The 20,984-nt window shown below is 62.7% G+C and carries 17 protein-coding genes and 2 pseudogenes; 8 read left to right on the top strand and 11 right to left on the bottom strand.

Annotated elements, in window-relative coordinates:
• Positions 1-1,027: pseudogene (locus I5W_RS13315) on the bottom strand (SEL1-like repeat protein); the annotation flags it as partial.
• A 367-nt stretch (positions 1,028-1,394) separates the two neighbouring features.
• On the opposite strand from I5W_RS13315, the gene I5W_RS13310 reads away from it, so the two are divergent.
• The 4 genes from I5W_RS13310 to I5W_RS13295 all read left to right on the top strand — a co-directional run bounded on the left by I5W_RS13310 (position 1,395) and on the right by I5W_RS13295 (position 5,314).
• Positions 1,395-2,657, top strand: coding sequence for a porin (locus tag I5W_RS13310; protein WP_044529583.1), 1,263 nt, complete (start codon positions 1,395-1,397; stop codon positions 2,655-2,657).
• A gap of 227 nt (positions 2,658-2,884) precedes the next feature.
• On the top strand, positions 2,885-3,553 hold the full coding sequence (locus tag I5W_RS13305) for a DUF484 family protein (RefSeq protein ID WP_017449726.1): 669 nt from the start codon (positions 2,885-2,887) through the stop codon (positions 3,551-3,553).
• Positions 3,554-3,604: 51 nt separating this feature from the next.
• Positions 3,605-4,624: a tyrosine recombinase XerC gene (locus I5W_RS13300; protein WP_044529582.1), complete on the top strand. Its 1,020-nt coding sequence runs from the start codon at positions 3,605-3,607 to the stop codon at positions 4,622-4,624.
• Positions 4,625-4,741: 117 nt separating this feature from the next.
• Entirely contained in the window at positions 4,742-5,314 is a 573-nt protein-coding gene (locus tag I5W_RS13295) for a Fur family transcriptional regulator (RefSeq protein ID WP_044529588.1), read from the top strand.
• 20 nt (positions 5,315-5,334) lie between these two features.
• On the opposite strand, the gene I5W_RS13290 is transcribed toward I5W_RS13295, so the two are convergent.
• Positions 5,335-6,072, bottom strand: coding sequence for an HAD-IA family hydrolase (locus I5W_RS13290; protein WP_017449729.1), 738 nt, complete (start codon positions 6,070-6,072; stop codon positions 5,335-5,337).
• Positions 6,073-6,152: 80 nt separating this feature from the next.
• On the opposite strand from I5W_RS13290, the gene I5W_RS13285 reads away from it, so the two are divergent.
• On the top strand, positions 6,153-7,073 hold the full coding sequence (locus tag I5W_RS13285) for a TraB/GumN family protein (protein WP_044529581.1): 921 nt from the start codon (positions 6,153-6,155) through the stop codon (positions 7,071-7,073).
• Positions 7,074-7,157: 84 nt separating this feature from the next.
• Here I5W_RS13285 and argB read toward each other — a convergent pair.
• From argB to I5W_RS13270, 3 genes and pseudogenes are all read right to left on the bottom strand, one after another.
• Positions 7,158-7,508 (bottom strand): annotated as a pseudogene (gene argB / locus I5W_RS32480) (acetylglutamate kinase); the annotation flags it as partial.
• A gap of 46 nt (positions 7,509-7,554) precedes the next feature.
• Complete coding sequence (locus I5W_RS13275; RefSeq protein WP_252717015.1) at positions 7,555-8,721, bottom strand: hypothetical protein; 1,167 nt, start codon at positions 8,719-8,721, stop codon at positions 7,555-7,557.
• 8 nt (positions 8,722-8,729) lie between these two features.
• Positions 8,730-9,989, bottom strand: coding sequence for a DUF3142 domain-containing protein (locus I5W_RS13270; RefSeq protein WP_252717014.1), 1,260 nt, complete (start codon positions 9,987-9,989; stop codon positions 8,730-8,732).
• A 331-nt stretch (positions 9,990-10,320) separates the two neighbouring features.
• On the opposite strand from I5W_RS13270, the gene I5W_RS13265 reads away from it, so the two are divergent.
• Entirely contained in the window at positions 10,321-11,892 is a 1,572-nt protein-coding gene (locus tag I5W_RS13265) for a methyl-accepting chemotaxis protein (RefSeq protein ID WP_017452322.1), read from the top strand.
• Positions 11,893-11,943: 51 nt separating this feature from the next.
• Here I5W_RS13265 and I5W_RS13260 read toward each other — a convergent pair whose 3' ends face one another.
• From I5W_RS13260 to I5W_RS13235, 6 genes are all read right to left on the bottom strand, one after another.
• A complete protein-coding gene (locus I5W_RS13260; protein ID WP_017452323.1) occupies positions 11,944-13,254 on the bottom strand; it encodes an MFS transporter in 1,311 nt (436 codons plus the stop codon).
• Positions 13,255-13,664: 410 nt separating this feature from the next.
• Entirely contained in the window at positions 13,665-14,375 is a 711-nt protein-coding gene (locus tag I5W_RS13255) for a response regulator transcription factor (RefSeq protein WP_044529580.1), read from the bottom strand.
• Between the two features lie 165 nt (positions 14,376-14,540).
• Positions 14,541-14,951, bottom strand: coding sequence for a response regulator (locus I5W_RS13250; RefSeq protein ID WP_044529579.1), 411 nt, complete (start codon positions 14,949-14,951; stop codon positions 14,541-14,543).
• A gap of 182 nt (positions 14,952-15,133) precedes the next feature.
• Positions 15,134-15,529, bottom strand: coding sequence for a response regulator (locus I5W_RS13245; protein ID WP_017452326.1), 396 nt, complete (start codon positions 15,527-15,529; stop codon positions 15,134-15,136).
• A 2-nt stretch (positions 15,530-15,531) separates the two neighbouring features.
• Positions 15,532-17,031, bottom strand: coding sequence for an ATPase domain-containing protein (locus I5W_RS13240; RefSeq protein ID WP_044529578.1), 1,500 nt, complete (start codon positions 17,029-17,031; stop codon positions 15,532-15,534).
• A gap of 167 nt (positions 17,032-17,198) precedes the next feature.
• Positions 17,199-18,749, bottom strand: coding sequence for a methyl-accepting chemotaxis protein (locus I5W_RS13235; protein ID WP_044529577.1), 1,551 nt, complete (start codon positions 18,747-18,749; stop codon positions 17,199-17,201).
• A 327-nt stretch (positions 18,750-19,076) separates the two neighbouring features.
• Here I5W_RS13235 and I5W_RS13230 point away from each other — a divergent pair, with 327 nt between their 5' ends.
• Together I5W_RS13230 and I5W_RS13225 are read left to right on the top strand one after the other, a co-directional pair.
• The gene (locus I5W_RS13230) at positions 19,077-19,541 is read left to right on the top strand and encodes a sorbitol dehydrogenase family protein (protein ID WP_252717013.1); all 465 of its coding nucleotides are present in this window, start codon (positions 19,077-19,079) and stop codon (positions 19,539-19,541) included.
• Positions 19,542-19,632: 91 nt separating this feature from the next.
• Positions 19,633-20,984, top strand: a 1,352-nt coding sequence (locus I5W_RS13225; protein WP_252717012.1) for a GMC family oxidoreductase N-terminal domain-containing protein, incomplete at its 3' end; no start/stop codon positions are given.

The following is a 20,984-nucleotide window of genomic DNA, read 5'->3' as shown; positions in this document are numbered from 1 at the left end:
ATGCTGCCATCGGCAGATTGCGCTGGGAAAATTCCGGCTTGAGGTAGATCCGCGACAGCACGTACCAAGCCGCCGCCATCCCTTGCTCGCCGGCCAGGGTCAGCCAGCGGATGGCCTTCTTGTAATTGGCTGAGCCTTGGCCGGCAAAGCGCCGCGTGCCGGAGGCATCGACCCGGCCATACAACAGGCCCAGCGCCAGTTGCGCATCGCGGTCGCAGGCCAGCGCGGCCAGCTCCAGCAATTGCTGGGCGTACAACAGGTCGGGGCGCTTGTCGGCCAGTTGCACCTCGGCCAGGCGCCGCAGCAACTGGATATTCTGCGCACCCAGGGCTGCGGCCAGCGCCTCGGAGGGCGCATTGAGCTGGGCCACCAGGGCTTCGTGCTGGCGCAACATGGCATCGGCCAGCGGCTGGGCGCGCTGCCCGAACGCGGCGAAGTCGGACTGCTGCCAGGCACGATCGGCCAGCGCATGTTGGGCTTGCTCGATGCCGGCGTCGGCGGCTTTCTGGGTCCATTGCTGCAAGGCGTCGGCCGCAACCACCCGCGCGGGCGCCGGTTCGCTGGCCGAGGCGGCGGGGGCATGTTTGAACATTCGTTCAGCTTGGCGCGCCAGCAGCCACTGGGCATCCGGGTCGCCCTGGTTGGCGACGGCTTCCAGCGCGCGGATGGCTTTTTCCTTCATATCGGCGCTAGCCACCGCCGCACCGGCCGGGTGCTCCAGCACCAGGCGGGCATAGACCAGGCCGGCTTGGGTGAGGCCGGCGTCAAAGGCGCGTTCATACCACTGTGCGGCCTCGTGCGGCTGGGCCAACGAGGTCAGGACTTCATAGGGAATATGCTGGGCAATGAGCATCCAGGCATCGGCCAACCCTTGGCGGGCTGCCCGCTCCAGCCAGTGCAAGGCGGTGCCCGCACTTTGCGGCAAACCGTTGCCGCCAAAGAGGTAACGCTTGCCCAGGGTCAACTGCGCCTGGGCCTGTCCGGCACGCGCTGCGCGGATGATTGCAAGATCCTCGCGAGTGGCCATCCACCCTCCACATCAGGTCAGAAAGCCAAAATTATGCCCCACAATCGAATTTTTTTTAAAAAACACTCGAAAAGATTCGAAATGCATCGTTTTAACAACATCACTACGGGCGATACGCAACGGATCAAGTTTCGCTCTGCCATGCCGTTAAGAAGGGAGAGGCTGCAAGCCTAAATTTGTCTGTCAGGCATTGATGGGCAGGAAAGCGTTTGAAAAAAACAACACTCCTCCAGCGGATTGACGCTTTCAACCAAAATTCCGCCCTCCACGTGACCAATCTACGGCCACGCCAAATGAGAACCCTTAATGTCTCACCATCCGACCAGAAGTACGGATCCTCAAGACTATTTTTATAGAAGGATGTCAAATGAAAAAATCTCTGCTGGCACTGGCCGTCCTCGGCGCGTTCGCAGGTGCTGCTCAAGCACAAAGCTCCGTTACTATCTACGGTATCGTTGATACTGGTATCACCTACACCAGCAAGGTTGCTACCGGCACTGGCACTGGCAGCAAGTTTGCAGTGAACTCCGGCAACATCCAAGGTTCGCGTATCGGCTTCAAGGGCGTTGAAGATCTGGGCGGCGGTCTGTCGGCCGTGTTCCAACTGGAAACCGGCTTCACCAACGACAACGGCGGCCTGCAAGGCTCCGACGCTGTGACCTCGTCCAACCTGTTCCGTCGCAAGTCCGTGGTTGGTCTGTCGGGTGGCTTCGGTACCGTGCTGCTGGGTCGTCAAACCGACTTCGCTGACACCATCTCCGCCTACACCTCCGTCAACGACTTCGGTGGCGTGACCGGCAACGTCGGCCACAACCTGAACCGTCTGGAAGGTACCCGCACCAACAACTCGATCAGCTACACCACCGCTAACCTGAACGGTTTCACCGGTAACCTGATCTACGGCTTCGGCGAAACCGCTGGCAAGACTTCGGCTGGCCAATCGTTCGGCCTGGGCGCGAAGTACGACAACGGCCCGCTGGGTCTGGGTGCCAACTACTACCAATCCAAGCAAGGCACTACTCCTAGCGACACTGCGCTGATCCAAGGTGTGGCTCCGGCAGCAAGTGCAAGCGCCACCGCTCTGGCTGACTACAATATCGCTACCGGTCTGAATTCCGGCAATGCAGGTAACACTGCACTGAAGGTATTCAACCTGGTCGCCAGCTACCAGTTTGGCCCGGCACGTGTGTACGGTAACTGGTCGCGCGTCAAGCAAGACCTGAACACCGCAGCAAACGTTGCTGCTCTGCGTAGCACCGTCGCCACCGGCAGCACTATCGCTGTCGCCAGCCCGCTGACCGCCGCTAACCGTGCCGCCGCCGCAACCCTGGGCCTGGCTACCAAGGCTGACATCTACGAACTCGGTACTGCCTACTCCCTGAGCCCGTCCCTGAAGCTGCTGGCCGCTGTGGAATACACCACCGCTCGCTTCGACGGTCTGGATGGTAAGGGCAAGCTGACCCAATACAACCTGGGTGCTGACTACTGGCTGTCCAAGCGTACCGACCTGTACGCCTTCGTGTCGAACCTGCGTGCCAAGGACATGAAGAACCCTGGCGTGATGGGCGACAGCACCGGCAGCGATGCTAGCCAAACCGCTGTTACCGTTGGCGTTCGTCACAAGTTCTAATTCATGGATTCAAAACCGATGTGAAAGCATCGGTTCGAACCTGAGTTAAATTTGAGTCGTACCGAAAGAGGCCTGCATGAGCAATCATGCAGGCCTCTTTCATTTTGCCCCCCCACCCCTTAACGGCACCGATGATTGTCAGGGTGTCCGATAGCGAGGATAATCTCGCGATATTTCCGGCACGCTACGTCTTGTGCGGCCGGCACACCCACACAGACCTCGCGACGATGACCACCGAACTGGATTCCAGCCTGATTGCCGACTACCTGCTCGACCACCCGCATTTCTTCGAAGAGCACGCGGAACTGCTTTCCACGGTCAAGCTGACCAGCCCGGTGATGGGCCGTGCCGTGTCCTTGCAGGAACGCCAGATGGAAATCCTCCGCGAGAAGATCCGCGTGCAGGAGCTGCGCATGGCCGAGTTGATGCGCATCGCCCAGGAAAACGATGAAATCACCAACAAGTTCCAGGCCTGGAGCCGCGCCCTGCTGTTGACGCGCGATGCCGCCGACCTGCCGCGCGTGCTGGTGACGCAGTTGCAGGAGATATTCCACGTGCCGCAAGTGACGGTGCGCCTGTGGAACCTGGCTGACCCGCACATGGACAACTGGGCGACCCAGGAAGTCTCGGAGGATGCCCGCATCTTCGCCAATGGCTTGTCCACCCCCTTCTGCGGTCCCAACAAGGAGTTCGAAGCCGCTTCCTGGCTGGACGATGCCGCCTCGGTGAAATCGGTGGCGATGTTGCCGCTGCGCGTGGGTGCGGCGCCCGAAGCCTTCGGTTTGCTGGTGCTGGGTTCGCCCGACCCGAACCGCTTCACCATCGATATGGGCACCGATTTCCTGACCCGCATCGGCGAAACCGGCAGTGCCGCCCTGGCCTGCCTGCTACGCTGATCCATCGCCTGCGCTGATCCGGTCAGCGCTGCCAGCACTCGGAGTCAAGCCATGGATGCTGCGGCCTCTTCCCTGATCGGACGCTATCTTTCCTTCCTGCGCAGCCAGCGCAAGCTCTCGCCGCATACGCTGGAAAACTACGGGCGCGACCTGCAGGAATTGCGCGCCTTGCTGGCGCCAGCGGGCGACCACGACGGTGTTGCCGATACCATCCTGCCGCACGTCAGCCAGCCCCAGATCCGCAAATGCGCCGCCCGCTTGCACGCACGCGGCCTCAACGCCCGCTCGATCTCGCGCAAGCTGTCGGCCTGGCGTGGGTTCTTTGCCTGGCTGGCGCTGGAAGAGGGAATGGCATTGCCGGCCAACCCGGTCGACGGCGTCAAGCCGCCCAAGAAAAGCAAACCCCTGCCCAAGGCGCTGGCTGCCGATGATGCCATCCGGCTGGTGTCGCACGCCGATCCGGCGCGCGATCCAGCCTCTACGCTAGCCGCCTGCAATCGCGCCATGTTCGAGCTGCTCTATTCCAGTGGTTTGCGGGTTTCCGAACTGGTAGGTATCGACCTGGCCGATGTCCGTGAAGGCCGTTATGAATCAGCCGGCTGGATCGACCTGGCCGAAGCCGAGGTCACGGTCACCGGCAAGGGCGGCAAGAAGCGCAAGGTGCCGGTAGGAACAGCCGCCCTGCAGGCCATCCAGGACTGGCTACCCTTGCGCGCCGGCCTGGTCAGGGCGGACGGCGGGCCGGATGGGCACGCGCTGTTTCTCAATGAACGCGGGGCACGCATGTCGCCCCGGGTCACCCAGTTGCGCCTCAAGGCCCATGGCAAAGGCGTGGAAATGGCCACCGACGTGCATCCGCACATGCTGCGCCACTCGTTTGCCTCGCACGTGCTGCAAAGCTCGGGCGACCTGCGGGCGGTCCAGGAAATGCTGGGCCACGCCTCCATCACCGCCACCCAGGTCTATACCGCGCTGGACTTCCAGCGCCTGGCCCAGGTCTATGACCAGGCCCATCCGCGCGCCCATAAAGGCGGTAAAGGCGGTAAAGGCGGCAAAGGCGACAACAAATAGCCGGCCCGCCGCCAGGCGCGCGAAGGCCTGGCCCGCATGGGCTAAAATAGGGCTACCCGCACACTTGGTGCTGACGTTTTCTTCAGCCAGTCATCCTGGCGACCTGTGATCCTGCCCATGCCGACCATGAAAGCCAAAGCCGCCCTTCCTCCTTCCGCCAACACCGCCGCGCAAGCCGCCACGGTGAGCGCGCTGGCCGAGGCGCAATTGCGCGAGGCCGGGGTGCGCGTGACGCCAGCGCGGGTCAATGTGCTGGGGGCGCTGCTGGAAACCCGCAGCGCGGCGTCACATCAGGATATCCAGGACCGCTTTGCCGACATGGACCGGGTCACCCTCTACCGCGCCCTGGATTGCCTCACCGAAGCCGGCCTGGCCCACAAGATCTCCAGCGACGACCGCATCTTCCGCTACAGCGCCGGGGCCGATCACCCCGAACACGGCCTGCACGACCATTCCCAAGGCAAGCAGCACCAGCACGGTCATTTCAAGTGCACCCGCTGCAACCGGGTGTTTTGCCTGGATGCCAGCGATGGCACCGACTTCCTGGCCACCGTCCTGCCCGAGGCCGAACGCCACCAGTCCACCGCCGCGCAATTGCAATCGGCACTGCGCAAGACCCTGGGCAAGGGTTTCCAGAGTCACGAAGTGGAATTGACCATCAAGGGCTGGTGCGCCGATTGCGCCGACTAATTTCGGCAGACTTCTTCACTTCAACGCAGCGCCCCTAGCGCCGCAAGCCGTCGCGGCAACTGCCGCACTGAACGAACCTTCACATCGACGTAAGCCGGCAAGCGACTCAGCACCCGCTGCCCGCCGATCGCCCCCAGCAGCGCCTGGCTGCCGCGCAGGTACTGGGTCACCCAAGCCGTGCGCACGCCCAGTTCGCGGGCGCTACGCAGATTGTCTACCGTATCCTCGACCAGGATGCAGCGCCGCGGCGCCACCTTGTGTCGTGCCAGCAGCTTGCGCAGCATGAGGCGCGAGGGCTTGGGCCGTAATTGCCGATGCACATGCATGGCTTCGATGGAAATGTGATGCGAGAAATGCCGCTGCAGCCCCAGGTGGCGCACCAGCTCGCGCGAATAACGACGCGGCGCATTGGTCAGCAGGATCTTTTGCCCCGGCAACTGCGCCAGCCAGCGACCGATGCCGCGCTCGGCGCGCACCATGCCAGGCAGGTCGTCGAAGAGATGCGCCTCGTGCAGGAATTCATCCACCCCCAGGCCGTGATGGCGCACCAGGCCCAGCAAGGTGGCGCCGTACAGCTTCCAGTAATGCCGCCGCAGATAATTGACCGCCGCTTCGTCGCTGGGCTGGCCATCATGGTCCAGCACCCGCTTGATGATGCGGTTCATATTGGTATTGATGGCCGGGAAGATCGCGTGCGAGGCGTTGTGCAGGGTGTTGTCGAGATCGAACAGCCAGAGCGGTGTAGTATTGGACGCCATAAATGAGACCGGCGCGCCTGCCACAACCATGGACGCGCCTTGAACAAGCAAGGAAAGAAAGGCCAGCAGTGACCGGATTGATGCAACGCTTGATTATAGTGAGTTTGACCTGGCTGTCCTGCTTTAACTTCCTGGCCCCGGCCCGGGCCGCCACGACCACCGACACGGTCCAGCCGGCGCCACCGCGTGGCGCGCTCTACCAGGTCTCCGATGGCCGTCACACGCTGCTGCTGTTTGGCACCATCCACGTCGGCGCCCCCGACTTCTATCCGCTGGAACCGCGCCTGACCCGCGCCCTGGCCGCCGCCCCCGTCCTGGCGCTGGAGCTTGACCCAGAGAACACCGACGCCATGCAAAGCGCGGTGCAGCGCCATGGGCTCTACCCGGCCGGCGAACACCTGCTGGAGCAGCTCGAGGCCCCCTTGCGCGAGCGCACCGAGTCAGCTCTGCAAGGTCTGGGCATGGTGCCGGCATCGGTACAGCAAATGCGCCCCTGGATGCTGGCCATGGTGTTGTCCGTGCAGCAATACGTGCGCCACGGCTACCGCACCGACCTGGCGGTGGACAGCCACCTGGCTGCAACCGTGCGCGCCCATGGCGGCAAGGTGGTCGAACTGGAAAGCGCCGAGCGCCAGATGGCCATCTTCAGCCAGCTGGGGCAAGCGCAACAGATCCAGTTCCTGGCCGACACCCTGCAGGAGCTGGACGATGCCGACCTCACCCGCAAGCTCGATTTTCTGGTCGATGCCTGGCGTCATGCCGACAGTGCCGGCTTTGCCCGTGCGCTCAAGGAACTGCAAGAGGACGGCAGCTTCTCCAGCCACTTCACGGTCCAGGCCCTGCTGCGCGAGCGCAACCCGGGCCTGGCCGCCGGCATCGCCGAGCTGCTGCACCGGCAGGACCAGGCCGTGGCGGCCATCGGCATCCTGCACCTGGTGGGGCCGGACAGTGTGCCGCTATTGCTGGGCAAGCGAGGCTTACAGGTAAAACAACTTTATTGAGCCCATCGGCGACTGTCCGCGCGGCGAACAAAAAAGGGATGAGCATGGGCTCATCCCTTTTGCTTGCGCTCTGACGCCTGCGGATCAATGGGAACGGATCATGGTCCCGAAGGCCTGTTCGGTCAGCACTTCCAGCAGCAGCGAGTGCTCGATGCGACCATCGATGATGTGCACCGTGTTCACGCCCGACTTGGCCGCATCCAGCGCCGAGGAAATCTTGGGCAACATGCCGCCGGAGATGGTGCCATCGGCGAACATCTCGTCGATCTCGCGCGCCGACAGGTCGGTGAGCAGCTTGCCGGCCTTGTCCTGGACGCCCGCGATGTTGGTCATCATGATCAGCTTTTCGGCGTGCAGGATCTCGGCGATCTTGCCGGCCACCACGTCGGCGTTGATGTTGTAGGCCTGGCCATCGTCACCAAAGCCGATGGGCGAGCAGGCCAGCGCCGATTCCTGCTGATCCACCAGCGCTTGAGCCAATTCATAGCGACCACTGCGATAGGCCAGTGCCGCCACGGCGTCGGGCACCGCCGATATGTTCCAGCCCGCGCCGCTTGAGCGCATGGACCAGATTCACCAGCATGGTATTGGGCTTGAACTTGGCGCTGCGGGCGGCATCGGCATAACCGGAAGAACCGTAGGCGGGCGCGCTCGGATCGTAGTCGCCGCCCCCGATCTGCGGCCCCTCCACGACGTCACCCACGCGCGCCAGCGCATAGGCCACCAGCAGCTGTTGTGCCACCGCATCGTCGATCAGCTCGGCACTGGTGGCCGACCGCGCCAGACTCCAGGACGCCAGCGCCTGCAAGGACGACTGCGCACTGAGCGAGCCACGCGCAGCCTGTTCGGCATAGAGATGGATGGCTTGCTTCAGATCGGCCGGTTTGATGCTTTCGCCACAGGCATGACCCTCATTGAAATCGGACCAGTTGCACGCCCCCGCCTCCCCCACCAGCAACAGGCGCGCCTGCTCGCCATAACTGGCCACGGCCAGGCCCAGTGGATCGGGCGCACCGGCCAGCGCCAGCGCACGGGATTGCGTGAAGCTGGCGATGGCCTGTTCGCGCCGGCCTTCGATGGCGTGCAGGCGGCCCAGCATGTAGGCCGCCCATACTGCGCGCTCGCGGGCTTGTGGCGCTGGCAGCGCCAATACCGCTTCGAAGCGCTGGCGTGCCGCTTCCAGCGCATTGGCGCGGAAATCCTGGGCGCCGGCGGTATAGAGGCGGATGGCCGCGGGCAGTGCCGCGCCGGCAGCATAGGCGCTCTGGCCATCGGGGGCGGCGCGCATGGCCTGCAGCGCCGTCCACTGCGTTGCATCCAGCTGGCCTTTTTCCAGCATCTGCAAGGAGTGTGGATCATCCGGGTGCGCGGCACTCTGCTCATAGCCGCTGCCTTCGTCGGCTTGCAACTTGTCGGTGGACGTCACCAGGTGCGCCACTTCCCAGGCGAAGGAATTGTTGGGGGTATTGCGCAAAGTGCCGGCGCGGTCATCCAGCAGTTGCAGCGGGAAGTCCGGCCCGCAGGCCACCACGGTAGCGGCGCCCAGGACCAGCAAGCCGCTGGCGGCGTAGGCGATTTTCTTCATGCGACTCATGTGGCCCGCGCCGGGCAGGCCGGACTTGCCGCTGCCGCTGGCAGAAAGCTTCATTTGTTTCATCAGGATCCCATTTCCAGTGTGATGTCCGGGGCGGCCACGCCAGCGGCGCAGCGCAGCCATCCTATGCTGCGACTGCTACCGGCGCGCAAGAGACCGGCCTGATCCAGGCGCAGATAGCGTCCCTGGGCATCGTTTTCCAAGGTGTAGCCATTGATGCCGTCGCCGCTGCAAGCGTTCCCCGGCTGGTCTGGCTGGCGCCGCCCTATGCGCACCCGCAGCGGCAAGGCAGCGTCGGCGTTGCCGACGTTGTCCAGGCGGATATCGCTGGCCGCCCCCGGCTCGCCAGCAGCGGCCACCAGTCGGACGGCGAGGCCGTCCTTCAAAGGTTGGCGTTGCAGCACGGCGATCCAGGTCGCCAGGCTCCAGGCGCGGCGGTCGTCGCCGGTGGGCAGGCGGAACCAGGTGATGCCGGCCAGACCGGCAGGCGCCTGCGCTTCCAGTTGCGCCACGAAGCGCGCCATCACGCGCGGCTCGGCCATCAGTTCACGCCCCACGCCACCGGCCAGCAAGGCCCGCTCGCTCTCGACGGCGGCGATGCGCCCCTGCCCATCCCAGCTCACGCGCGAACCGTAGGCCGGCAGCGCCACATGCCAGGGATGACGGGTGCGCGCCGCATACTGCTGCATCCAGTCCTGCGCCCGTTGCGCATCGAACAGCCCCAGGCGCGGGTCCAGCACGGCGTGTACCTGCAGGGTCGATTCGTCGGCCACCGCCAGCAAGGCCGACAGCTGCGGGCTGGCCAACCAGGTCGGCAAGGCCGTCACGGCCAGCGACAGGGGCGCGATGCGGGATTTGAGCCCTTGCAGGAAGGCGGTGTAGTCGGGCAAGCGCGCCGTGGCGCAGTCATAGTCGATTTCCAGCGCCGCCGGTTGCAGCCCACGCGCGCGCCAGGCCGTCAGCAGTTCCAGCAGATGGGCCTGGATGGCAGCACTATCGAAGCGCGCCAACTGCCCGTTCAGACGCACCGTCAGCAGCAAGGGGCGACCGGTCTCGGCCAGCACGGCGGCCTCCGGTTCGATGTCGATCCAGCGGCCCGAGGCGCCCAGTTCCGCAGCCAGTACATGCCAGCGCGCCACATGGGCATTGGAGGCCGACAGGGCATTGCGTAGCGCCGGGGTCCACTGGCGCTGCCAGACGTAGACATCCTGGGCCAGATGGGTGGTGGGGATGGAGGGACGCGAACAGGCGGCCAGCAGCACGGCCAGGAGTATCCAGGAAGCGCACCAGCACAGGCGCTTAGTCAGGAAGGCGAGGAACATGGTGGAGGTCATTGGCAGCGCACCGTGCGGCCATTGCGGCAATGGCCAGCATTGTACGCGAACGTCCTGCGGGAAAAACGGCACGCACGCAGGAGGTTTTACCAAGCGTTCTCATTCTCGCAAAACCGCATATTTAATATATGTTGTAATTTATAAACGCAAAATATATTAAATATGAAATATATTCTGGCCGACTGACAAAAAGTGAAAGTCAAACTACAAAATTGACTTCCTTGCGGAAAAGATGCGGCGACCACATTCGTCAGTCAGAGCAGCTCCCCTCTTCCCTCACTCCCTCTACCACTGACTCTGCATTTAGGAGAAGCTCGCCATGTTTGCGAACCTGACCATCAAAACCCGCCTCATCGCCGTCATCGGCTTTTTACTGGTGATCAGCTTCCTGATCGGCACCACCAGCCTGATCTCGCTCATCAACGTCAACAACTCGTTGAAAACCGTCTATGAAGACCGGCTCATCGCGCTAAGCCAGCTGGACCAGGTCATTCGCTCCTCCAACAAGATGCAGATCAATATTGCAAGAGCCCTGGTCTCCAGTCAGGAAGAGCTGGCCACTCACATTGCTTCCTTCAAGAAGGAAGAAAGCGTGCGCGACAAGGTGTGGAAAGACTATCTCGCCACCTATCTGACGCCCACTGAGAAAGAACTTGCCGACACCTTGGTGCGCGAACAAAAGCTGCTGGATGAAAAAGGCTTTGCGCCCGCGCTCAATGCCTTGAATGGCGGAGACATGAAGACCGTGGCTACGCTCATCCACGGTGATATTGCCCGCTACGCCACCTCCATTACAGAGACCATGAATGCACTGATCCAGCTGCAGACGGAGGTGGCCAAGTCCGAATACGAAAACTCCCAGCAGCGCTACCAGAGCTTCCGCAGTTTTTCCATCGCCGCCATCATCTGCTCCATCCTCGTGGGTAGCCTCATCGGGCTGTGGCTCATCCGCAGCATCAACCGCCCCTTGAATAGTGCCATCGAGGTGGCCCAACGCATTGCCCGTGGCGATCTCACACAGTCCATCGAAGTGGGCGGCACCAATGAAATGGGGCGTTTGCTGCGCGCCCTGCAGGAGATGACCAAGGCGCTGACGCAAGCCGTCACCCAGGTACGCCACAGTACCGATTCCATCACCACGGCCTCCGCAGAAATCGCCTCCGGCAACCTGGACCTGTCTTCGCGTACCGAAGAACAGGCGGCCAGCCTGGAGCAGACCGCCTCTTCGATGGAGGAATTGACGTCGACGGTCAAGCAAAATGCCGACAACGCCCTCCAGGCCAATGTACTGATGGCGCAAGCCAGGAAGCAGGCCGAAAACGGCGGCGGCATCGTCAACCAGGTGGTCGCCACCATGAACGATATCAAGCAGAGTTCCAGCCACATGGTCGATATCATCAACGTCATCGATGGCATTGCCTTCCAGACCAATATCCTGGCCCTCAACGCCGCCGTCGAAGCAGCGCGGGCCGGCGAGCAAGGGCGCGGCTTTGCCGTGGTAGCCTCAGAAGTGCGCGGCCTGGCACAGCGTTCGGCCAGCGCCGCCAAGGAGATCCGGGAATTGATCGAAGCGTCGTTGCAGAAGATCAGCTCTGGCGGCAACCTGGTCAACGATGCCGGCGCAGTCATGGAAGAGACCGTGGATTCGGTCAAGCGCGTGGCCCAGTTGATGGAAGACATCGCCGCGGCCAGCCAGGAACAGAGCAATGGTATCGACCAGGTCAACCTGGCCATTGGACAAATGGACCAGGTCACCCAGCAGAACGCCGCATTAGTGGAAGAAGCTGCGGCGGCTGCCTCCAGCTTGCGTGATCAGGCGCAGATCCTCACTGGTGCCGTCAGCGTCTTCAAGACTGAAGCAAGCCATCATGCAATGACGCTGGAGATGTAGCGCCCGCGCCGTTGACCTGGCGTTTTGCGCCAGGCATGACGGGGAGAAGTATCAGGCGCGATAGCCCTTGCTGCTCATCGGCACAAACGCCAGCAGCACGCCCAGGATGGACAGGCCGATCACATACAGCGCCGGGCCTTGCGGGTCGGCCTTGATCCACAGCGAGATCAGCACCGGCGTGAGCCCGCCGAAGATGGCATAGGCCATGTTGTAGGCAAAGGACAGACCTGTAAAGCGCACCGGCGGCGGGAAGGCGCGGGTGGAGACGATGGGGGTGAGCGCAATGCTGCCCACGAACAGGCCCACCAGCGCATAGCCCCAGATCAGCGACTCAGGCGAACCCGGCAACTGGCCATAGAACCACCAGCTCGACAAGCCCAGCCCACCCCAGCCGAGGATCATGCTGGCGCGGGTGCCGATGCGGTCGCACAGCCAGCCAATGAGCAGGCAACCGATGGTCAGCATCAGGGTGCCGGCGCAGTTGGCTTGCATCACCAGCTTGGCCGGCAGGTGGTGCACGGTCTGCAGGTAGGACGGCGTCATCAGGATCACCACCACCACCGCACCCGACAGGCACCAGGTCATGCCCGCCGTAAGCAGGCTGGCGCCACGATGTTCGCGCAGCACCGTCTTCAAGGGCAGTTCATGGGATTGCTTGCGGCGCGCAGCCAGTTCACGGAACACCGGGGTCTCTTCCAGGTAGCGACGCAGATAGACCGATACCAGACCGAACACGCCGCCCAAGAGGAAGGGAATGCGCCAGGCATACGCCGCCACCTCGGCCGGTTGGTAGACGCTGTTGATGAAGATGCCCATCAGCGAACCCAGCAGGATGCCGCCGGTGATGCCGGCTGTCAGCGAACCGACGCCGAAGCTGTAACGGTTGGCCGGCACGTGCTCGGCCACGAACACCCAGGCGCCCGGCATTTCACCGCCGATGGCTGCGCCCTGCAGGGTGCGCATCAACAGCAGCAGGATAGGCGCGGCCACGCCGATGCTGGCATAGGTCGGCAAGAGGCCGATCACCAGCGTAGGCACGGCCATCAGGAAGATCGACAGCGTAAACATGCGCTTGCGACCGATCACGTCGCCATAGTGGGCGATGATGATGCCGCCCACCGGACGCGCCAGGTAACCGGCCGCGAAGATGCCGAAGGTCTGCAACATGCGCAGCCATTCGGGCATGTCAGCCGGGAAGAACAACTTGCCGACCACGGCGGCGAAGAACACGTAGATGACGAAGTCGTAGAACTCCAGCGTGCCACCGAGGGCGGACAGGCCCAGGGTACGGTAGTCGGAAGAAGTCAGAGGGCGATGCTGGGACTCGTTGAGAGCCCCGGTAAATTCAGCGGAAGTGGTCATGATGGTTCACTAACGGCAAAGCAGCGATCCGGCCCGCGCCGCGCAACTCGACCAGGGGCAAAACCCATGGGCAATGAGATGACGCAGCGGGCCGCAATGCCTGCTTCAACTTGTCGGTCGGGTGGCCGCAGACGGCATGTCTGCGAAGGACAGATTCAGCGGAAAATCTACAGCGGAGAACTACGATTTAGCGTCGAAACTGGCTCCATGATAACCGAAAGCGGCAAAACTTTCGCGGCGCAGCATTTCTTGCCGGGATCGGGGCCAAGCGCAGCATCGGCTCGCCCCCTGAGGAAGGCCAAGTGAAGGTTCAGACAGGCAAGCCCGCGGTGCAGCACCCTCTGCAACGCGAGCTTGATGAAGAAGTGAAGGAAATTTCCAGGATCTGCCGGTGGTGGTAACAGGTCCGCTCAGGATTCGAGCACGATATCGACCGCCGAACTACGGCGCAGCATGAGGAAGCCTTCGCCATAGATATTGCGGATCTGCATCGGCGCCTCCGGCAAGGAGCGCAGTTTCTGGCGCACTCGATAGATCAGGGCGTCGATGCGGTGGGCGTCATATTCCTCGCCCCCGGAACGCAGCAGGTCGAACAACTGGGTGTGCGATACCGGATAGTTGGGGCTTTGCAACAGCGCCGCCAGGGCGGTGCTTTCCTTGTCGGTGAATTGCAGCGCCACCTTGCCATGGCTGGACAGGCGCCCCGACTTGCGGTTGAAGGCCCACTTTTCCGACTGCGGCGAACTCTGGTGCGGCGCGGTCTTCATGCGGCGCGCCAGGGCCGTCAGGGTGGCCGAGACCTCATCGAGCTTGACCGGCTTGACCAGGTAATAGTCGGCGCCATCGCTCATGCAGCGCAAGCGCTCTTCACTGCGGGTGGCCGCGGTGAGGATGACGATGCCCATGGAGGGAAAATGCTGGCGCAGCGAAGCCAGTTCGGGCGAGAGGCTGCCATCTGGCAAGCCGATGTCGGACAGCAACATGTCGGGCTGGCGGCACCGGAGAATGTCCCTGGCCTGGCCCAGCGAGGAGCAGACCGAGATTTCGTAACCCAATTCCCCCACATGGGTGCTCAAGGTATTACGCCAGTCGAGATCGCTTTCTACGATTAGTACTTTCATCACTCTAGTGTTCCGGACGAACCTGTTTTTATGACTGCCGGAGTCTCCCCGCACACTGTCCGTTACGTGCGTCCGGACCAGCCCTCAGGCACGGGGAGAATTTCCATAATCACAACGTTATACAGAAAATATCTGCGCATAAAATCATAAAAACTCGCAGATTCCTTACACCTGAAAACTTGGCTGGGCGCGGCTTTGCGCGCATTGGCGCAACAGCAGCGTGAGCGTGCCGAACAGATGATCGACCGAGCAAGGTTTGAGAAGAAAAGCCGCAATCGTGGGAATGCGTGCGCTGGCCGCCGGCAGGTGGGCGCTGATAAGCACCACCGGAATCTGCGCATAGCGTTCATGCGACTTGATGTAACGCGCCAGCTCCATGCCATCCATGCGCGGCATCCGCAGATCGGTCAACACCAGATCCGGTGCATGATCCTGCATGAGCGCGATGGCATCCACGCCATCGGCCGCAGCCAGGACATGCAAGCCGCCCTTGCGCAGCAGGTCGCACAGCATCTCGCGCGACTCGGCATGGTCTTCCACGACCAGTACCGTCTGTTCTTCATTGTTGGTCCCCACCCCATTCCCTCCTGCCATTCACCCCGCCCCGACCATTGCGGTGACTTGTTGTGAAGGATGGTGATGGTTGGCGACGAAATGCGATATCAGGAAATTCCTGAAACTCTCGACAACATTGCGTTGACGCAAGAGATACGGGGATTGAATGCGAGCAGGAGGAAGGCCCGAGCGGGCGGGCAGGATCAGGAGCGCGTGGGCAGCAGACGCTGGATTTCCTGCAGCAGGCGTTCGAAAAAGACCGGCTTGCGCAGGAACAGGTTGTGACTGGATTGCGACAGATCGTGGCGCTCCGGGGCGCCGCTGCACAGGATGATGGGCAGCGCCGGGCCACCCGGCAAGGCACGCAGGGCGGCGCACAGTTCCAGACCGTTCATCACCGGCATCATGCAATCCGAGATGACCAGGTCGGGCCATTGCTGCTGCGCCTTGATCAGCGCATCGGCACCATGGATGGCGCTCACCACCCGATAGCCGTGCAGCTCCAGCAGCATGGCATAGGTATCGGTGATATCGACCTCGTCATCGACGATCAAGAGCAGCGGCAGCGCCGCCTGCTGTGGTGGAGACACGCCGGACATGGTCAACGTCCATCCGCAACCGGCGCGGGAGAGGGTACGGAAGAGGAAACGGACGCCGCCGATACCAGGCCGTCGATCTCGATGCCGGCGTCCGAAATATTCATCAGCCGGCTGGCGCCGTCATAGCCGTTTTCGCGCAGCTTCATCACCGAGATCTGGCGCCGGTTGACGTCATCCTTGACCACGTATTCCAGCAGCATCATGTTTTCATACAGCTGCGAAGAGCTGGGATCGACCTGGGGACGGGATTCGCGGAAATACGGCAATTGCTCGGTGATGAAGGTAGTCACCCCGCGCGCGCGCAATTCATTGGTCAGCGCTACCAGGAAGGGGCGCATCCGCTGCTGCTGCACCACGATGCTGCGCAGGCCATCGACACCATCGATCAACAGCCGCGTCACGCCACGGCGGGCGATGTTGTCCAACATGCGCTTGGCCAGGTCGTCGCACAGCATTTCCAGCGGCAATTGCCACATCATCTGCAAGGCGCCGCTGGCGATGTGCTCATCGAGCTGCATTCCCGCCTTGCGCGCCTTGGCCAGCAGGCGTTCGGGCGATTCATAAAACCCCAGGATCAGACATTGCTGCCCATCCTTCAAGCCTTGCTCGATGAAATGCAAACCCATCAGGGTCTTGCCCACCCCGGGGCTGCCCAAGAGGCAGGTGAGCGAACCGCTGACCACGCCGCCGCCGATGCACTTGTCCCAGGACGGGATGCCGACGCTGACGTAGCGGTCGGAGGTACCGGGTACCTTGCCGGCACGGGTGGCGGTGGCTTCGAAGCGCGGGAAGATTTCCACCCCGCTCTGGTTGATCTCGAAGACATGCTTGCCCAGCAGGTGATTGGCGCCGCGCAGCTTGAACACCTTGATCTCGCGCACCAGTTGCATCCCCGACTCGTACTGGCTCAATTCGATGACGCCATCGACCAGGGTGTTCTCGGATTCAGGCAGGTTGCCCTCCACCGGCGAGAGCAGCAGCGTGGTGCAGTTCATGGTGAACACCAGCGCATTGAGCGAATGCATGAATTCCGACAGGTTCAGGTCGGATGGACCGGAATCGCGCACCGCGCGGAAGCCGTCGATGATCAACATGCTGGGGCGATGGCGATTCAGTTCGGCACTGAGCAGGCGCAGCAGGCCGCGCAAGCCTTCCTTGGCCAGCGCGCCATAGCCGCTCAACATCTGCATCCGGTCGCCGACCAGGCTGTCATCGAAGAAATCGAAGTTGCTCACATGATTGAGCATCTTGGCGTGCGATTCGGCAATCAGGGTCAATAGCATCACCGGCTTGCCGCTGCGCGCCTGGGCAAACCCCACCTGCGAGGCCAGCGTGGTCTTGCCGCTGCCGGCCAGCCCCTGGATCAGATAGAGACTGCCTTCAGGCAAGCCGCCCCCGAGGATCTCATCGAAACCGCCAATGCCCGTACTGAGCAGCGAAATACGGCTGGGACGCTGCGACAGAGAGGCTAAGGACGAATTGGACTGCGGGTGATCGCTCATGGGGATGGAAGTCAAGTTTTTATTGTGCAAAGGTTTAATGACTTCTCGTCATTATACGATTGCCAAAGACATGACTAAGGCCGCCATCCAGGGCGAAAGTTGCATCGACGCGCCAAGAAATCAGCCGCACAGCCGCAGGCGGCCGCCCGGATGCCAAGCAAAACGCCTCAGCGCAGCTTGAACACGCTGACCGTGGACGCCAGGCCGGAGGCCTGTTCCTGCATCGATTGGGCCGCGGCAGCGGCCTGTTCCACCAGCGCCGCATTCTGTTGCGTGACTTCATCCATCTGGGCCACGGCGCGGTTGATCTCATCAATACCGACGCTCTGCTCATTGCTGGCGGCCGAGATCTCGGAGACCACGTCGGTCACCCGTTTGACGCTCTCCACCACGTCGGACATGGTGGAACCGGCCTGGCGCACCAGCGAGGTACCGGCGCCGACCTTGCTCACCGAATCATCGATCAATTGCTTGATCTCCTTGGCCGCCGAGGCCGAACGTTGCGCCAGTGAGCGCACTTCGGAGGCTACCACCGCAAAGCCGCGCCCCTGCTCGCCGGCACGCGCCGCTTCCACGGCCGCATTCAAGGCCAGGATATTGGTCTGGAAGGCGATGCCATCGATGACGCTGATGATTTCCACGATACGGTTGGAGGCATCGTGAATGGCTTCCATGGTCTCTACCACCTGCCCGACCACCCCGCCGCCGCGCACGGCCACGCCCGAGGCGGCCATGGCCAGTTGATTGGCCTGGCGGGCATTGTCGGTGTTCTGCTTGACGGTCGAGGTCAGTTCTTCCAGCGCCGAGGCCGTCTCTTCCAGGGCCGTGGCCTGTTGTTCGGTGCGGCGCGACAGATCGAGGTTGCCGGTAGCGATCTCGGTGGAGGCGGTGGCGATACTGTCGGTGCCATTGCGCACCTGACCCACCACCTGGCGCAAGCCCTCGTTCATGGTCTGCAGCGCCAGCATCAGTTGTCCGGTCTCATCCTTGCTGTGCACGGCAATCTCCGCGCCCAGGTCGCCCGCGGCCACGCGCCGCGCGATGCCCACTGCCTGCTGCAAGGGCGCGGCGATGATGCGCGCCACGTACAAGGCCAGGCCCATGCCGATGACCAGCGCGACCACCAGCAGACCCAGTATGCCCACCCGTGATTGACTGAAGGTATCGTCGGCCCCGGCGGTGGCGGCGTCGCCGCCTTCCTGGTTGATCTTGATGAGCTTTTCCAGATCGCCCAGGATCTGCGGATAGAGCTTGTTGGAGTAACCCAGGAACAGGTCGCGGCCTTGAGCGTTGTTCTTGGCCAGGAAAGCGGCCACGATCTTCTTGTGCTCGCCCAGGAATTCGGTGATCTGCGCCGCCACCTTGGGATAGATCTCGCGCTCCTGGGGCGAATCCAGGCTGGCTTGGTAATCCTTCATGGTCTTGTCCAGGCCGGTCAAGATCGCCTGGCTGCGCGAGACCAGGCCATTCATGGCCTCGACGTCGCCGTCATAGATCGCCAGTTGCGACTCGGTGCCGCGCAGGCGCACGAAGTAGAGCTTGATATCGCCCAGCTTTTTCTGTGCCGGCATCCAGTCACGCGAAATCTCCGAGGACGCATTCTTGACCTTGGCCAACTGACTGATCGAGAACACGCCCAGGATCGTCATCAACACCAGCACGGCCAGGAAAGCCAACTGCAATTTCCTGGCGATCTTCAGATTCTTGAACCACCCCATCATGATTTGCACCCCTGATTGAAAACGCTCATCTGCGGCATTGCCCGCGCTTTATGTGCTGGCATTATCCTCACAGTCTTGCGCGTTCAATTGCCCAAAGAGAAGGGATTTTCTGCGACTATCGCAGGCGCCACGACAACCAGCCTCTGTGGCCCAGACTGTGTGCGAAACTGGCAAACACCAGCAGATGCCCAAACGCAACACCGCTGCTCTGCACAGGCGCCCAATCCCTGTTAGGATGCGCACCGATTCCATCCCATGCATGACCCCTCACAACCACAAGACGCAGCGTCTTGGCCACCACGCCAAGTGCGTGCAGGAACGCCAATGAACCGATTCACCAAGCAAGTCACGATGTCACGCCGCAGCCTGCTGCTGACCGGCGTGAGCATACTGGGCAGCTACGTGGCCCTGTCCAGCCTGCCCTCCTGGGCCCTGCCCCAGGCCGGCCATCCACAACTGGCGCCCTTCATGCGCCTGTCCGGCCTGCTGGTCAATCACCGGCTCAACCCGGCCGTGGGCGAGCGCATCCTGGAGGCCGCCGCGCGCGAACATGCCGATCTGGACAGCATGATGCGCCAGTTGCTGGACCTCGCCGAAGGCAAGCAGGCACGCAAGGTGGAAGATTTCTTCACCGACATTCCCGCCGGGCCGCTCCAGACCCTGGCCTACTGGATCATCTTCACCTGGTACACCGGCTGCTCCTCGCCCAAGCGCGATGCCACCGTCTTCACCTATGAAGAAGCGCTGACCTACCAGACCACGCTGGACGTGGTGGCCATCCCCTCCTAGGCATCAGCGGCCCCAACCGCTGGCGCCAGGTCACCGTGCCGCTGGCGGACATGCCGCGCTTCTGATCCCTGCTACCCTACAGAGTCACTCCATGAACAGCAACAACAAAGCCGACGTCGTCATCGTCGGCACAGGCGTAGTCGGCGTACTGATCGCCGAACAACTGCTGGAGGCCGGCATCCCGGTCCTGATGCTCGAAGCCGGCCCGCGCGTGGCGCGCGCCGAGGTGGTGGAAAACTTCCGCAACCTGCCGCTGGCCTTGAAGGGCGACCCCTCCTCCTGCTATCCGCCGCGCCCCTGGGCGCCGCACCCCATGCCCTCCAGCGAGAACCCGGACGATCACTACCTGGAACTGTCCGGCCCCGACAAATACGCCCAGACCTTCATCCGCTATGCCGGCGGCTCCACCTGGCACTGGGCCGGCACCTGCTGGCGCTTGACGCCCGCGGACATGCAACTGCACACGCTCTATGGCGTGGGCCGCGACTGGGCCTTCGGCTACGACGTGCTGGAACCGTATTACACCCGCGTCGAACACAAGCTGGGCATCTGCGGCCCATCGGACCCGCAATTGCAATGGCCGCCGCAACGCTCGGCGCCCTACCCCATGCCAGCGCTACCCTTCAGCCCCGGCGAGCAGCGCTTCACCGAAGTGGTCAAGACCCTGGGCTACCACAACATTCCCACGGCCCAGGCCCGCAACAGCGGCATCCCCTACGACGACCGTCCGGCCTGCTGCGCCAACAACAATTGCGTGCCGGTCTGCCCGGTCGGCGCCAAGTACGACGCCGCCACCGCGCTGGCCCGACTGGAAGCCAAGGGCGCTACCATCCTCACCGATGCCGTGGTCTATCGGGTCGAGACGGACGCCGCCAACCGCGTCGAGGCCGTCAACTATTTCGACGCCAACAAGGTCAGCCACCGCATCACCGGCAAGCTCTTCGTGCTGGCCTGCAATGGCATCGAAACCCCCAAGCTGCTGCTGATGTCGGCCAACAGCCGCAACCCGCAGGGGCTGGCCAACAGCTCCGACCAGGTCGGGCGCAACATGATGGACCATCCGCAACTGACCATGACCCTGACCCTGGCCGAGCCCTACTGGTCCGGCGTGGGGCCGGTGGTCAACAGCGGCATCATGGAAACCTCGCAGGGCAGCTTCCGCTCCGAACATGCCGGCGCCTACTTCCGCTACAACAATTTCGCGCGCAATCGCTTCGTCACCTTTGCAGCCTTGAAGAAGGGCCTGGTGGGCCAGGCGCTGGATGAAGAAATCCGCCGCATGACCGGCTGCACCGCCGACATCGTGCTGGCGCACGAAGTACCTGGCCGATGCCTTGGGGGTGAGTCCGGCGACCATTTCCAGCGCCTGGGGCGCCTTGCGCAAGCAGCGCGTGATTATCGGGCGGGGACGCAACGGCGCCTGGTCAACACCAATGATGGCCC

It is taken from the genome of Herbaspirillum sp. B65 (genome assembly GCF_000333555.1).
Taxonomy (GTDB): domain Bacteria; phylum Pseudomonadota; class Gammaproteobacteria; order Burkholderiales; family Burkholderiaceae_D; genus Herbaspirillum; species Herbaspirillum rubrisubalbicans.
This window is presented reverse-complemented; position numbering and strand designations above follow the sequence as displayed.

What these genes read in the sequence shown, in the direction of transcription:
- I5W_RS13285 (WP_044529581.1), top strand. Translation starts at nt 6,153, where the DNA reads ATGCAACGCTTGATTATAGTGAGTTTGACCTGGCTGTCCTGCTTTAAC.
- I5W_RS13260 (WP_017452323.1), bottom strand. Translation starts at nt 13,254, where the DNA reads ATGACCACTTCCGCTGAATTTACCGGGGCTCTCAACGAGTCCCAGCAT.
- I5W_RS13310 (WP_044529583.1), top strand. Translation starts at nt 1,395, where the DNA reads ATGAAAAAATCTCTGCTGGCACTGGCCGTCCTCGGCGCGTTCGCAGGT.
- I5W_RS13295 (WP_044529588.1), top strand. Translation starts at nt 4,742, where the DNA reads ATGCCGACCATGAAAGCCAAAGCCGCCCTTCCTCCTTCCGCCAACACC.
- I5W_RS13240 (WP_044529578.1), bottom strand. Translation starts at nt 17,031, where the DNA reads ATGAGCGATCACCCGCAGTCCAATTCGTCCTTAGCCTCTCTGTCGCAG.
- I5W_RS13245 (WP_017452326.1), bottom strand. Translation starts at nt 15,529, where the DNA reads ATGTCCGGCGTGTCTCCACCACAGCAGGCGGCGCTGCCGCTGCTCTTG.
- I5W_RS13230 (WP_252717013.1), top strand. Translation starts at nt 19,077, where the DNA reads ATGAACCGATTCACCAAGCAAGTCACGATGTCACGCCGCAGCCTGCTG.
- I5W_RS13305 (WP_017449726.1), top strand. Translation starts at nt 2,885, where the DNA reads ATGACCACCGAACTGGATTCCAGCCTGATTGCCGACTACCTGCTCGAC.
- I5W_RS13270 (WP_252717014.1), bottom strand. Translation starts at nt 9,989, where the DNA reads ATGTTCCTCGCCTTCCTGACTAAGCGCCTGTGCTGGTGCGCTTCCTGG.
- I5W_RS13275 (WP_252717015.1), bottom strand. Translation starts at nt 8,721, where the DNA reads ATGAAGCTTTCTGCCAGCGGCAGCGGCAAGTCCGGCCTGCCCGGCGCG.
- I5W_RS13235 (WP_044529577.1), bottom strand. Translation starts at nt 18,749, where the DNA reads ATGGGGTGGTTCAAGAATCTGAAGATCGCCAGGAAATTGCAGTTGGCT.
- I5W_RS13255 (WP_044529580.1), bottom strand. Translation starts at nt 14,375, where the DNA reads ATGAAAGTACTAATCGTAGAAAGCGATCTCGACTGGCGTAATACCTTG.
- I5W_RS13300 (WP_044529582.1), top strand. Translation starts at nt 3,605, where the DNA reads ATGGATGCTGCGGCCTCTTCCCTGATCGGACGCTATCTTTCCTTCCTG.
- I5W_RS13290 (WP_017449729.1), bottom strand. Translation starts at nt 6,072, where the DNA reads ATGGCGTCCAATACTACACCGCTCTGGCTGTTCGATCTCGACAACACC.
- I5W_RS13265 (WP_017452322.1), top strand. Translation starts at nt 10,321, where the DNA reads ATGTTTGCGAACCTGACCATCAAAACCCGCCTCATCGCCGTCATCGGC.